The sequence below is a fragment of the Luteimonas panaciterrae genome (genome assembly GCF_020511115.1).
In the GTDB taxonomy this organism is placed as follows: Bacteria; Pseudomonadota; Gammaproteobacteria; order Xanthomonadales; family Xanthomonadaceae; genus Luteimonas; species Luteimonas panaciterrae.
On the sequence record NZ_JAJAVH010000011.1, the window covers coordinates 193,863 to 206,621 of the forward strand.

The 12,759-nt window shown below is 64.8% G+C and carries 11 protein-coding genes; 2 read left to right on the plus strand and 9 right to left on the minus strand.

The window, feature by feature from the left end; all coding sequences use genetic code 11:
* Nucleotide 1 precedes the first annotated feature (1 nt).
* The 4 genes from LG367_RS13765 to LG367_RS13780 form a co-directional block, all read right to left on the minus strand.
* Nucleotides 2-2,014: a M2 family metallopeptidase gene (locus tag LG367_RS13765; RefSeq protein WP_425490975.1), complete on the minus strand. Its 2,013-nt coding sequence runs from the start codon at nucleotides 2,012-2,014 to the stop codon at nucleotides 2-4.
* A 304-nt stretch (nucleotides 2,015-2,318) separates the two neighbouring features.
* Nucleotides 2,319-4,409, minus strand: coding sequence for a phosphocholine-specific phospholipase C (locus LG367_RS13770; protein ID WP_226469831.1), 2,091 nt, complete (start codon nucleotides 4,407-4,409; stop codon nucleotides 2,319-2,321).
* Between the two features lie 141 nt (nucleotides 4,410-4,550).
* Nucleotides 4,551-6,218, minus strand: a complete 1,668-nt coding sequence (locus LG367_RS13775; protein WP_226469832.1) for a phosphoethanolamine transferase — start codon at nucleotides 6,216-6,218, stop codon at nucleotides 4,551-4,553.
* Nucleotides 6,215-6,931, minus strand: a complete 717-nt coding sequence (locus LG367_RS13780) for a phosphatase PAP2 family protein (RefSeq protein WP_425490977.1) — start codon at nucleotides 6,929-6,931, stop codon at nucleotides 6,215-6,217. The genes LG367_RS13775 and LG367_RS13780 overlap by 4 nt, the downstream gene beginning before the upstream one ends.
* Nucleotides 6,932-7,335: 404 nt before the next feature.
* On the opposite strand from LG367_RS13780, the gene LG367_RS13785 reads away from it, so the two are divergent.
* Nucleotides 7,336-8,028, plus strand: a complete 693-nt coding sequence (locus LG367_RS13785; RefSeq protein ID WP_226469834.1) for a response regulator transcription factor — start codon at nucleotides 7,336-7,338, stop codon at nucleotides 8,026-8,028.
* 43 nt (nucleotides 8,029-8,071) lie between these two features.
* Nucleotides 8,072-9,328, plus strand: a complete 1,257-nt coding sequence (locus tag LG367_RS13790; protein ID WP_226469924.1) for a sensor histidine kinase — start codon at nucleotides 8,072-8,074, stop codon at nucleotides 9,326-9,328.
* 9 nt (nucleotides 9,329-9,337) lie between these two features.
* On the opposite strand, the gene LG367_RS13795 is transcribed toward LG367_RS13790, so the two are convergent.
* The 5 genes from LG367_RS13795 to LG367_RS13815 all read right to left on the minus strand — a co-directional run bounded on the left by LG367_RS13795 (nucleotide 9,338) and on the right by LG367_RS13815 (nucleotide 12,524).
* Nucleotides 9,338-9,844 (minus strand): hypothetical protein, encoded by a 507-nt coding sequence (locus LG367_RS13795; protein WP_226469835.1) that lies wholly within the window; start codon nucleotides 9,842-9,844, stop codon nucleotides 9,338-9,340.
* Between the two features lie 108 nt (nucleotides 9,845-9,952).
* A complete protein-coding gene (gene minE, locus LG367_RS13800; protein ID WP_226469836.1) occupies nucleotides 9,953-10,219 on the minus strand; it encodes a cell division topological specificity factor MinE in 267 nt (88 codons plus the stop codon).
* 2 nt (nucleotides 10,220-10,221) lie between these two features.
* A complete protein-coding gene (gene minD / locus LG367_RS13805; RefSeq protein ID WP_226469837.1) occupies nucleotides 10,222-11,031 on the minus strand; it encodes a septum site-determining protein MinD in 810 nt (269 codons plus the stop codon).
* A gap of 81 nt (nucleotides 11,032-11,112) precedes the next feature.
* Nucleotides 11,113-11,916, minus strand: a complete 804-nt coding sequence (gene minC / locus LG367_RS13810; protein WP_226469838.1) for a septum site-determining protein MinC — start codon at nucleotides 11,914-11,916, stop codon at nucleotides 11,113-11,115.
* Nucleotides 11,917-11,918: 2 nt separating this feature from the next.
* Nucleotides 11,919-12,524 carry a GNAT family N-acetyltransferase gene (locus LG367_RS13815; RefSeq protein ID WP_226469839.1) on the minus strand — a complete coding sequence of 202 codons (606 nt, stop codon included), beginning with the start codon at nucleotides 12,522-12,524 and terminating at the stop codon, nucleotides 11,919-11,921.
* Between the last annotated feature and the right edge of the window lie 235 nt (nucleotides 12,525-12,759).

Below are 12,759 nucleotides of genomic sequence, written 5' to 3' on the forward strand. Positions count from 1 at the left end.
TTCAGCCTTTCTTGGGCGCGGGTTTGGCCTTGTCCGACTTCGCCGCGGTTTGCGAGTTGTCCGCCGGCATCGTCCAGCCACAGGTCTGGCCTTCGTTCTCTTTCTTCAGCCATTCCTGCAGTGGGCTGAAATATTCCAGCATCGGCGCGGCGTCGAACTTGCCGCTTCCGGTGAGCTCCTGCATCGTCGCTTGCCAGGGTTGACTCGCGCCTTTGCTCAGCATCGCCCAGAATTTCTGCCCGGCGACCTTGTTGCCGTAGAAGCTGCAGTTGTACAGCGGCCCGTTGTAGCCGGCGGCGTTGCACAGCGCCTTGTAGAACTGGAACTGCAGGATGTGTGACAGGAAGTACCGGGTGTAAGGCGTGTTGCCGGGAACGTGGTATTTGGCGCCCGCATCGAAGAATTCCTCGCCGCGTGGCGTCACCGGCGCCACGCCCTGGTATTGCGCCTTCAAACGCCACCAGGCCTTGTTGTACTCGTTCGGCTTGATCGTGCCGTCGAACACGCCCCAGCGCCAGCGGTCGATCATCAGGCCAAAGGGCAGGAACGACACTTTCGCCAGCGCCATGCGCATCTGCGAATTGATCAGTGCTTCCTGGCTCTGTTGCTGCTCGCCGACCAGATCGATGGTATGCAGGTATTGCGGCGTCATCGCCAGCACGATGGTGTCGCCGATGGCTTCATGGAAGCCATCGTTGGCGCCGTTCTGGAATAGCGGCGGCTGCTTGTTGTAGGCGAGGTCGTAATAGATGTGGCCGAGCTCGTGGTAGATCGTGGTGAAGTCTTCCTCGTTCGCCTTGATGCACATCTTGATGCGCACGTCACCGGACATGTCCATGTCCCAGGCGCTGGCGTGGCAGACCACGTCGCGATCACGCGGTTTGATCAGCTGCGACTTCTCCCAATAGCTGGCGGGAAGCTTGGGCATGCCGAGAGAGACGTAGAAATCCTGCGCGCGCTCGTTCATGCGCCGCGCCTGCGCGAACTCGGCCTGATGCACGATGTCGGCTTCGCGGCCGGCGGGAATGGTTTCGTTTTCCTTGATCAGCAGATCGTTGAGGCCGGCTTCGTATTGCTTCTTCAGCGTGGCGGTGATGTCCAGATCGCCGGCATCCGGATAGGGTTCGAGGAAACCCCACAGGTTGCTCCAATCCTGCTGCCACATGTTGCCCATCAGGTGTGCCGGCAGCAGGCCGCCGCTCACCGAGCCCTTGCCGGGGTATTGCGTTTCCAGCTTGGTGCGTGCGTAGCAATGCAGCTGTTCGTACAGCGGCTTGACCTGTCCCCAAAGGCGATCGGTTTCGGCGGCGAATTCCGTCGGCGACATGTCGTAGCCGGAGCGCCACATCTCACCGGCGTCGGCATAGCCCATGTCGTGCGCGCCTTCGTTGACGAGTTCGACGAAACGCTGGTATTCGCCGCGCATCGGCTTGGCGATGGTGTGCCAGCCCTGCCAGGCTTCCAGTTGCTGGTTGTAGTCGCGGTTGTTGCGCAGCACGTCCTCGAGGTCGCCGAGCTGGCGGCAGCTCTTCGGATCGTTCGTGTCGCGACACCAGGTGCCCGCGCCGTACTGGCCTTCCAGATCGGTGGCGATGGCCGTGAGTTCGGTCAGCTTGGCCGGGTCCTTCGGCGGCGGCATCGCCGTGTTGAGCTTGAGCAGGTTGATGGCGCGCGCGGTCTGCGGCGACATCTTCTGGCCTTCGAAACGCTTGGCCTGTTCGAGCCAGCGGTTGAGCTGCGTGAGGAAACGTTCGTTGCCCTTGGCGGCCAGGAGTTTGGTGTCGTCGTTGATGTAGGTGCTCGACAGCCATTGCGAGGCGGTGAATTCCGGGTACATCTCCTTGTACTCGCGGTTGACGCGTTCGATGAACTCGTCGGCGGTCTCGTCCTTCGGGACGTTGTCGGCGCTCTGCTCGGTCTTGGACGAGTCCTTGCAGCCGGCGATCGTCAACGCGCAGGCAAGGGCGAGGAAGGCGGTGCGGGCGGCGAACGGGAGGTTGCGGCGATGGCTCACTGGCGAGTCTCGGGCACGCGCTACGAGGGCGCAGGTGCGGGCAGGCTAGTGGGCCAGGGAAGGGATCGCAAGTGTTGGAAGGTGGGGGAAATGCTTTCCTTGTTCTATATCAACAATTGTGTCGCGGCTGATATCGATGCGTATCGATCGGCTTCGGTCGGTGATGTGCTGCCATCCGTCGCGCGACTGCGCTGGCTTCGGGATGTCCGGCCCGGCCACCTCACCGCGCTGACGGCGCGGTTCGATGGCCGGGCGTTCGGGAGCGCGGCAGACGCCCTGAAGGCGTCCGCTAGCATGTGCTCCCTCATCCAAACGCCGGGTCGCTGAAGCTGGCTGTACCGGTCTCGACATGACCAGCGAGCCGGCGCAGATAGCCACTGTCACTGCTGGACGTGATGCTGAGGTCATACCAGTGATCGCTGCCGGCGATCGACCAGACGTCGTCCACGCTGGCGCCCGCGCCCAGCGCGTGCGTGCGCGCGGGTTCGCTGCTGTAGCGGTTCGGTTTCACCGTCAGCGTGCAGGTCGCGGTTCCTTTATTGCGCAGGCGCAGCAAAAGTCGGCCGTTGGCGGCGTCGTAGATCGTTTCCACTTCCGGCTGTGCCTTGCCGGTGCCGGCCAGGAGGATGTCACCCTTGAATTCACGCAGGAATCCATTCGGCCCGAAGGCGCGCAGATCGTATTTGCCGGCGGTGTACTGCACCGAGCTCCAGTAGTCGGACAACTGCTTGCCCGCTTCCACGGTGTAGAACCACGGGCCGTCGCTACGGTTCTGCGAATAGACGTTGAAACCGGCGCCACTCGCGCCGCTGTTGACGAAGTCGAGCCAGTACTTGCCGGCGGCGATATCGACGCGGCCATGCACGTGCAGCGCATAGGGCAGGGCGCAGGCGGGGCGGCGGCCGCTTTCCTGGTTCGGCATGACTTGCTTGCTGGGCACGCGCGGCGGACTGAGCGCGCAACTGGCATCGGCGTCACCGATGCTGCCGCTGGTGTCGGGGAGCGCGGGCCATGCCGTCTCGGGATCCGCGAATTCGAGCGCGGTGGTGAGATCGCCGCAGACCGCGCGGCGCCAGGCGCTGATGTTGGGTTCCGGCACGTTGAAGCGCTGTTCGAGGAACCGGATCACGGAGGTGTGATCGAACACCTGCGAGTTCACCCAGCCGCCCTTGCTCCACGGCGAGATCACCAGCATCGGCACGCGCACGCCGAGGCCGACGGGCACGCCGTTGTAGTTTTCCGTGGCGGTGTCGACGGTGCTCAGGCCGAGGTTGCGATCGATCGCCGGCAGGTGCGGCGCGGCGTGATCGAAGAAGCCGCCGTTCTCGTCGTAGTTGATGATGAACACCGTCTTCGACCAGACCTCGGGATTGGATGCCAGCACTTCCAGCAGGCGCGCGGTCAGCGACTCGCCGTAGGCCGGCGTCGCGGACGGGTGCTCGCTCATGATGTAGGACGGCACGATCCACGAGACCTGCGGCAGCGTGCCGTTGCGGACGTCGTTGGCGAAGGCTTCGATCAGGTATTCGCCGCGCGAGCTGTCCTTGTTGCTGGCGTTGGAGCCGGGCACGACGGCGCGGCCGCGCTTGTACAGTTCGGAGGACGTGTCGAGCTTGCGGAAGTTCTTGAAGTACGCCAGCGAGTTGTCGCCGTAGTTGTCGTACTCCTGATACACCTTCCAGCCGACGCCGGCGTTCTGCAGGCGTTCGGCATAGGTGGTCCAGGTATGGCCGACGAAGTTCGGATTGTCCTTCGTCATGTCGCCGGTCCAGTTGCCGTCGTCGGCGTTGTTGACGGCCTGCGGGCCGTAATCGCCGACGGTCATGCCGCTGGTGCCGGTGAACAGATGCATGCGGTTCGGGTTGGTGGGGCCGTGATGCGAGCAGTAGTAGGCGTCGCACACCGTGAACGCGTCGGCCAGCGCGTAGTAGAACGGCAGATCTGCGCGAGTGAAGTGGCCCATGCAGAACTGGCCCTTGACCTGGATCCAGGCGTCGTAGTTCTTCCACAGCGAGTGCGAACCTTTCCAGCTGTGGTCGATGTCGGACAGGCACTGCGCCGCTGTCTTGTCGGTATCGAGATGGAACGGCAGCGTGGTGGTCTTGCTGCCGATCCTGTTCGGCTGCTGCCATACATTCTTGCCGCCGGGCAGCGGGATCGGGCGCGGATCACCGAAGCCGCGCACGCCGCGCAGGGCGCCGAAGTAGTGATCGAAGGAGCGGTTCTCCTGCATCAGAATCACCACGTGCTGCACATCGTTGATGGTGCCGGTGACGTAGGCGGCCGGTACCGCGAGCGCATCGCGGATCACCTGCGGCAGAAATTGCATGCCGGCCACGGCACCCGCCGAAGTGGCGGCCATTTTCAGGAAGTGACGCCGACGTTCAGACACCATGGGTTCGCCCTCGCGGATTGCGCAAAGGCGAAAGTATCAGGAAGTCGGTTTACAAAGGAGTGACGAGTTTCATCAGCCAAGGCGTTCGCGTCGCAACGAAAGAATTCCGCTGCGTATGGTTTCGAATTGACGTCTTTGTTTTCACGCTTTCGTGACGCGCCCGGTGCATCCGGCGAACAGATCGAATTCGGGCTGGTAGAGATTCGTGTGCACCTGCATCAATCCGAGCACGGAGTGGAACAGGTTGTCGTGGCTGGCCGGTTGCTGCGCTGTTTTCCGCAGGCAATTCGGGTCGAGCTTCTGATCGCGAAGGAAGTCCGGGGAGAACCACATCACCATCGGGATGTGGGTCTGTTCCTTGGGAGCGATCGCATACGGCACGCCGTGCAGGAACAGTCCTTTCTCGCCCAGTGATTCGCCGTGATCGGACGCGTAGATCAGCGCGGTGTCGTAGGCGTCCTGCTTCCTCAAGAACCCGATCGTTTCGGCGACAAGGTGATCGGTGTAAAGCAACGCATTGTCGTAGCTGTTGACGATTTGTTCGCGGTTGCAGTCGCCGAGTTCGTCGGTGTCGCAGGTGGGAACGAAACGGCGGAAGCGCGGCGGATACCGCTCGAAATATGCCGGCCCGTGGTTGCCGAGCGTGTGCAGCACGACGACGCGGTCGCGGCCATTGGGCGCGATGCGCGCGCCGAGGTCCTGCAGGAGGATTTCGTCGAAGCAGCGCTTGGCGTTGCACAACGCGGGATCCTTGCCATCGACGACGGATTCGAACGGCAGCCCATCGCAGACACCCTTGCAGCCGGTCTGATTGTCGCGCCAGAGTGTCGTCACGCCGGCACGATCGAGTACGTGCAGCAGCGATTGATGGCGGCGGATCGTGCTCTCGTTGTAATCGTGACGGCCCCATGGCGAGAACAGGCAGGGCACGGAGACTTCCGTGCTGGTGCCACAGGATTCGGTCTGCGGGAAGCTGATCAGATCAGGCAGCGACGCGAGTTCTGGCGTTGTCTGGCGTGCATATCCATCCAAACCCCAGTTCGCCGCCCGCGCGGTTTCGCCGAGGACGAAGACCAGCAGCCGCGGTTTGCTGCCGGGTGCACGCGATGCCTGTTTCGCGTCCTCTCCGATCGGCAGCAGCGGTGCATGCGCCTGTCGTTCGTCGACGAGCAGGACCTTGCTCGTAGACACGATGTAGTTGGCGGGCGTGACCAGATACCGTACTTCGCGCTGATTACGGATCAGCGCCGACAGATCCTTGAACGCGAACATCGCGCCCGCCACGCCAAGCAGCACCATCGCGACGAGGAAGCCGGCGCGGATCGCGAGCGCGCGCGGCCACGTCCGCTCGGGGAACCGCAGACGCCAGACGAGCAGACTGGGCAGCACGCCGAGCAGCAACAGGTAGGGCAGCAATCCGGGAACGATGAGTTCGCTGGCCTCGCGGGTCTCGGTATGCAGCACGTTGCGGAGCATGTCCGCATCGAGATAGAGGTTGTAGGCGTTCATGTAGTACGCCGCGCCCGCGCTGACCAGGAACAGCAGGGTCAGCAGCGGTTTCGCCGTCCAGCGACTGAGCACGAGACCGAGCAGGAACGCCTGCAGCGCGACGATCAGGATGATCAGCGTGACGACCAGACGCCAGGAGGCATCGAGATGCGCGATCGCGCGCCAGAAGCTGAAGTTGTAGCAGGCCAGGAAGAAGACGCTGACAAGCAGGGCCAACACTTCCAGGCGCATCGTCAGTCTGAAGGTGAGCCATTTCGGCATGGCGATGCGAGGCAATGCACTGCGGGGGAGCGTGCTCATCGCGAAGCCTCCTGCACAGGCTCGCTTCGCGTGATCGCAGCCGAGGCATTGCGTCGCGCGGCGAGGGCCGCGCGTGCCAGCGACCATCGCACTGTCACCCGATGCAACAGCAATGCCGTCAGCCAGCACAGCATCAGCGACCACACGTCATGCGAGAGGAAGTGCGCGCCACGCAGCTGCTGCGAGATGCCGAAGATCAACCCGGCCGCGAGGCCGACGCCGAGCCCGAACCATCGCCATGCAGGTCGCGTGCTCTGGAAGAAGAAATACAACGCCACCCAGGCATAGCCGGCGCTGGCATGGCCGGCGGGGAAGCAGCCACTGGAACGCAGCGAGGCGGGACGGGCGTCGAACAGGCCGAAGTAGGGGCGACCGCCGCCGTAGGCCGTGAGGTCCCACGGGCAGTCCATGTGCGTCGCGTGCTTCAGGTACGACACCAGCAGGGTCGAAACGGCCACGGACAAGGCCAGGCAGACGAGCGGGCGGCGCAGATGGGTCCAGTCGTCCCTGCGCCACGCCGCGATCGCGAGTGCCACCACCACCAGCCAGGCCAGCGCGCTGAGGCGCTTGCCGCCGACATGGATGATCTCGGTGGTGAGCACGATGTGTTGCAAGGCCCAGCGATGGCCTTCGAGGGCGAAAACCTGGTCCGCCAGCCAGCGGTCGCCGCCGAGTCCGAGCAACACGAAGTTGGCCGCCACGAAAGCGAGCAGAGGAAGCAGCAGTTGCCGTGTCACCCACGTGGGGGGCAGCCAGGCGGGCGCGACGCCGTCGGCGAAGCCGCGGCGTTGCGAGATGCTGCCACCGAGCGCCGAAAGCCGCGCTCCGGACAGGAAGGGGAAGTGCCTTGCGCTCCGCAAGGCGGGGATGGATTCGGACACGCTCGTTGACTCTGCCGGTCGTTCTTCGCGGCGGCATGTTGGTCAGCGCGCTGTCGGAGAGCGGTCGGAACGGTGTTGGCCGGGCGTTAAACGGCGGCCGCGGCGCGAAACGGTGGCGATTCGTTCAGCGGAGCTTGTGCGAACATGGCATTCCCACGTTTTTTCGACATGCGCCATGCACAGTAGGTGGGCTCGACGGAAGGGACGGCTGCGGGCCGATCAGGAGGTGGCGGGTCATGCGGCTGTTGGTCGTTGAAGACAACCAGAATCTGGTGGCGAACCTCTTCGACTATTTCGAGTCGCGCGGCCACACCCTCGATGCCGCGCCGGACGGGGTCACCGGCCTGCACCTGGCCGTCACCCAGGCCTACGACGCGGCGATCCTCGATTGGATGCTGCCGCGCATCGATGGACAGGAAGTCCTGCGCCGCCTGCGCGACGAGTACGGCAGCGGCCTGCCGGTGCTGATGCTCACCGCGCGCGACGAGTTGCCGGACAAGATCGCCGGCTTCCGCGCCGGTGCCGACGATTACCTGACCAAGCCGTTCGCGCTGCCGGAACTGGAAGTGCGCCTGGAGGCGCTGGTCGCGCGCGCCGCCGGCCGTGGCCGCAGCCGCACGCTGGAAGTGCGTGATCTCAAGCTCGACCTCGCCACGCTCGAGGCCACCCGCGCCGGCAAGCCGCTGCATCTGTATCCGGCCTGCCGCAAGTTGTTGGAGACGCTGATGAAGGCGAGCCCGGCGGTGGTGACCCGCGAGCAGCTGGAATACGCCCTCTGGGGCGACGACCCGCCGGATCGCGACATGCTGCGGTCCCACATCTACGAACTGCGGCGCAGCGTCGACGGGCCGTTCGACGTCAAGCTGATCCAGACCGTGCCGCGGGTCGGCTACCGGCTCGCACCCGAAGGCGGCGGCGCGGGTGCGTAGGGCGAGTCTCCAGCTTCGCATCACGGTCGGCGTGATCGTCTACATGCTGCTGCTGTCGCTGGCGGTGGTCTACCACGGCAACACGATCAACGAACGCGCGGAGCGGTTGTTGTGGCGTTCGCTGCTGCAATCCGAACTCGACCATTACCTGGCCAGGCATAAGGAAGATCCCGACTATCACTGGCGCGATACCGACGACGTCATCCTTTACGACAGCAACGAGCCGCGCACGATCCCGCATCGATTGACCACACTGTCTCCGGGGCTGCACGACGACATCAAGGTCGATGGCCGCGAACGCGTCGCGTTGGTCAAGGACCAGGCCGGTCGGCGCTTCATCGTTTCGCTCGACATCACCAGTTTCGAGGACGAGGAGCGCCATCTGTCCACGCTGATGGTGGGCTCCGCGTTGGGCGGATTGCTGCTGTCCGGCATTATCGTCGCCTGGGGATTGCGGCGCCTGGCCAAGCCGCTGTCGAAGCTCGCCACGGACATCGCCACCTTGCAGCCGGACCGTCCCGAGCAACGCATCGAACCGGGCCCACGAGCCAGCTCCGAACTGGTGGTGATCGCCGACGCGGTCAACGGCTACATCGAGCGCAACGCACGCTTCGTCGAACGCGAGCGTGCGTTCATCGACAGCGCCAGCCACGAGCTACGCACGCCGATCGCGGTGATCGCCGGCGCCAGCGAGATCGCTCTGGATCAGCTGACGCTGGCACCGTCGGATACCCCCGTCGCCACGCGCCAGCAGCTGCAGCGCATCCTGCATACCGCGCGCGGCGTGGAGCAGCTGATTTCGCTCTTGTTGGTGCTGGCGAAGGATCCACGGCGGCTGGCCGGCATCAGCGATCGTTTCCGCCTCGACCAGCTGCTGCCCGAGATCATGGAGGATCATCGCCACCTGTGTGCCGACAAGAACCTCACGCTCGAGCTGGCGCCGCTGCCGGCCTGCGAAGTGGTCGCGCCGCTGACGATCGTGCAGGCGGCGATCGGCAACCTGTTGCGCAACGCGATCGAGAACAGCGACCGCGGCACGATCGTGATTACGCTGCGGCCGGAAGCCGTCGTGGTGATCGACGATCCGGGGCACGGCATGTCGCCGGAGGAGATCAGCGCGATCTACGCGCGCATGGCGCGCGGTGGCGGACGCGAGGGGAATGGCATCGGCCTCGACCTGATCGCAAGGCTCTGCGAGCACCTGGGTTGGAATCTGAAGCTCGAACCGCGCGCGGAACGCGGGACGCGCGCGACACTGGATCTCGGGCGCACCTTGGCGACAGTGGGCAAGTCGCGCTAGTTTCGCGCTTCAAGCCGCGAGCGCGGGCAGCAATCCACGCTGCTGCAGCCAGCTTCGCGCATCCTCGGCATCGCGTTCGAACCACGCCCGCGTGGAGCCGAGACGGAAGGAATAACCCCAGGCATCCATGTCGCCCATCAGGCGCTCGCTGCCGACGCCGGGCAGCGCGTCGGCGAGCACGATCTGCAGATAGCAGGTCGCGTCTTCCTCTTCGACCGAATCGGTGGCGTCGGTATGCACCAGGACGCGCCGCTGCGGCGGCAGCACGATGAGATGGCAGGCCTCGTGCAGCAGCGAATGCACCGGTGTGTCATCGCGTGCATAGACCGTCGCACCGATCACGCCGGCTTCGGGATCGCCCCAGTAGCTGCCGGGAATCGGCGTATCCGCTTCCACGTGCGCCAACTGCAAGTCGTAGCGGGCGAGCAGGGCGCTGACGTCGCCGAAAGCGACGTCGCGCAGGCACAGCACGGCGCCATCGCCCTCGTCAGTGGTTGCGGGTTGTACGGTTCGCATGGAATTGCGCATCGTCTTCGCGTCAGGACCGGCGCACGATGAATGCTGTGACCGATGCCCTTCGAATGGTGCGTTCACTTCGAGTGGTGCGGCGCCGGCGGTGTTTTCTTACGAGGAAGCGGGAATGCGCTCTTCCGGAAGCGCCACGGAAATATCGAGCACGTCGTGCTCGCCTTCCTTGACCAGGTCGACCTTGATCGCGTCGACATCGATGCTGACGTACTTGCGGATCACTTCCAGCAGTTCGCGCTGCAGCAGCGGCAGGTAGTCGGGGCCGCCGCGCTTGGTGCGTTCCTGCGCGACGATGATGCGCAGGCGCTCCTTGGCGATCGAGGCTGTGTTCTTCTTGGTTTTCAGGAAGTCGAACAGTCCCATGCTCAACCTCCGAAGAGCTTGCTGAAGAAGCCCTTCTTCTCGAACTGGGTAAAGCGCATCGGCCGGCTCTCGCCGAGCAGGCGCGCGACGGCGTCGTCGTAGGCTTGGCCAGCCTCGGATTCGAGGTCGAGGATGACCGGTTCGCCCTTGTTGGAAGCGTTGAGCACGTCGCCGGATTCCGGGATCACGCCGATCGTTTTCAGGCCGAGCACTTCCTCCACGTCCTTGATCGACAGCATCTCGCCTTCCTCGACGCGCCGCGGGTTATAGCGCGTCAGCAGCAGGTTGGCCTTGGGCGATTCGCCGGCTTCGGCCTTGCGGGTCTTGGAGTCGAGCAGGCCGAGGATGCGGTCGGAGTCGCGCACGCTGGAGACTTCCGGATTCACCACCACGATCGCCTGGTCGGCGAAGTACATCGCCAGGAACGCGCCCTTCTCGATGCCGGCGGGGGAGTCGCAGACGATGAAGTCGAAGCCGTCCTCGCCGAGGTCGTTGAGCACCTTCTCCACGCCTTCCTTGGTCAGCGCGTCCTTGTCGCGGGTCTGCGAGGCGGCCAGGATGAAGAGGGTCTCGAAGCGCTTGTCCTTGATCAACGCCTGCTTCAGCGTTGCCTCGCCCTGCGTGACGTTGACGAAATCGTAGACCACGCGCCGTTCGCACCCCATGATCAGGTCGAGGTTGCGCAGGCCGACGTCGAAGTCGATCACCGCGACCTTCTTGCCGTGGCGCGCGAGACCGCAAGCGATGCTGGCGCTGGTGGTGGTTTTGCCGACGCCGCCCTTGCCGGACGTGACTACGATGATTTCTGCCAAAGCCTTATCTCCTGTTGATCGATGTGCCGCGCCCTCGCCAAGCCTGCGGGAGAACCCGCGGATTTTGTGAAGGGCTCCGCATTATTGCAGAGCGGCTATTTTGAGTTCTTCTTTTTCGAGCCAGACCTGCACGGCCTTGCCATGCAGGTCCTTGGGAATTTCGTCCAGCACTTTGTAGTGCCCGGCGACGGCGACGAGTTCGGCATGGAACTCGCGGCAGAAGATACGCGCCTTCTCGTTGCCCTGGGCGCCGGCCAGCGCGCGCCCGCGCAGGGCGCCGTAAATGTGAACGGAGCCGTCGGCGATCACCTCGGCACCGGCACCGACCGTGGTCAGGACGGTGAGATCGCGGTTGTCCGCGTAGATCTGCTGACCTGAGCGGACGGGGGTGGCTTGGATCATGCCGGGCTCGCCGCCGGGGGCGGGGGCCGCGGACCGGGGGGGCGGGGCGGCGGGTTCCGGAGCGGCCTGCGGCGATGGCGCGGAGGCCGCCTGCGGGGCCGGGGCCGGCGCGGCCGCCTCGGCCGAGGATTCGTACTGGGCGCGGAACTTGGCCAGCAGCGGCAGGCCGAGCTCGACGGCGAGCTTCTCGTTGTCGCTGCTGCCGTAGGCCAGGGCGACCGGCAGCACGCCGGCGTCCTTCAGGCCTTCGAGCAGGGCACGGGCGGTGGCGGCGTCGGGCGTGGCGGCGAGGCCGCCGAAATCGACGATCACGGCGGCGCGCGCGAACAGCTTCGGCGCGCGGGCGACGCGTTCGCGCATTTCCTGGGCCAGCTGGGCCACGTCGAGCGTGCGCACGCGCAGGTTGGCGATGCCGACCTGGCCGATCTTCAGTTCGCCGGCGAGTTCGTAGTTCGGGATTTGGGAAGAGGGTGTCGCTGCCATGCTCAGGTTCCCGTCGCGCGTCGGGCCTGCGACAGGTCGCGCGGGCGGGTGAGCCAGGGAGCGTTGGGCAATTCGTCGCCGTAATGCTCGCGCACCCAGGCGTAGCTGCACAGCTCTTTCATCAGCATCGAGGCGCGCACGCCGTTCTCGGGCATCACGTGCTGGCCGACTTCCTGGAAGCCGAAGCTGCCGTGGAACACGCGTGCCGGGTCGCTGTCGTGCTCGATGAAGACCTCGCAGGTCAGCAGCGGATAGCGCAGCTCGGCATAGCTCTGCACGTCGGCATAGAACGCGCGGCCCACGCCGCCGCCACGGCGGCGGCTGGCGACCACGATGCGGTCGATGTAGAAGAAGCGCTCGTGGCGCTGGCGGAACCAGTCGTAGTTGCTGCTGTCGTGGCCGGGATCATATTCGGGAGTGCGACCGAACCCCACCAGAAAACCGGCCATCAGCCCATCGCGCTCGGCGACGCGGAAATATTCGGCCGTATCGAAGAAACGGCGCAGCCGCGTCGCTTCGAGCGGCAGGATCACGGGGCCGGCGGCATTGTTCAGGGCAAGGATGGAATCCAGCTCGTGCTCGCGCACGTCGCGGATGACAATCGACATTCCAGAGTTCCTCGCTGCTTAAAAACGTCCTGGGCCGGTGGGACGCAAATGCATCGCACGACCGGGGCGGGATTATCGCATATGGACGAAGAAGCGCGTGCTTAGCGGACGCCTTCAAGGCGTCTGCTGCGCTTCTGAATGCCCGGCCATGGATGGCCGGGCCGGGCGGTCCGAAGCCGTGATGTCGCGCCATGGATGGCGACGGTGGAACACTCCGAAGCTGAAGCTCCACGTG

Excerpts from the sequence above, each read along its gene's own strand:
- minC (WP_226469838.1), bottom strand. The coding sequence starts at position 11,916 with ATGGCAGCGACACCCTCTTCCCAAATCCCGAACTACGAACTCGCCGGC.
- LG367_RS13785 (WP_226469834.1), top strand. The coding sequence starts at position 7,336 with ATGCGGCTGTTGGTCGTTGAAGACAACCAGAATCTGGTGGCGAACCTC.
- LG367_RS13770 (WP_226469831.1), bottom strand. The coding sequence starts at position 4,409 with ATGGTGTCTGAACGTCGGCGTCACTTCCTGAAAATGGCCGCCACTTCG.
- LG367_RS13790 (WP_226469924.1), top strand. The coding sequence starts at position 8,072 with ATGCTGCTGCTGTCGCTGGCGGTGGTCTACCACGGCAACACGATCAAC.
- LG367_RS13795 (WP_226469835.1), bottom strand. The coding sequence starts at position 9,844 with ATGCGAACCGTACAACCCGCAACCACTGACGAGGGCGATGGCGCCGTG.
- LG367_RS13775 (WP_226469832.1), bottom strand. The coding sequence starts at position 6,218 with ATGAGCACGCTCCCCCGCAGTGCATTGCCTCGCATCGCCATGCCGAAA.
- LG367_RS13815 (WP_226469839.1), bottom strand. The coding sequence starts at position 12,524 with ATGTCGATTGTCATCCGCGACGTGCGCGAGCACGAGCTGGATTCCATC.
- minE (WP_226469836.1), bottom strand. The coding sequence starts at position 10,219 with ATGGGACTGTTCGACTTCCTGAAAACCAAGAAGAACACAGCCTCGATC.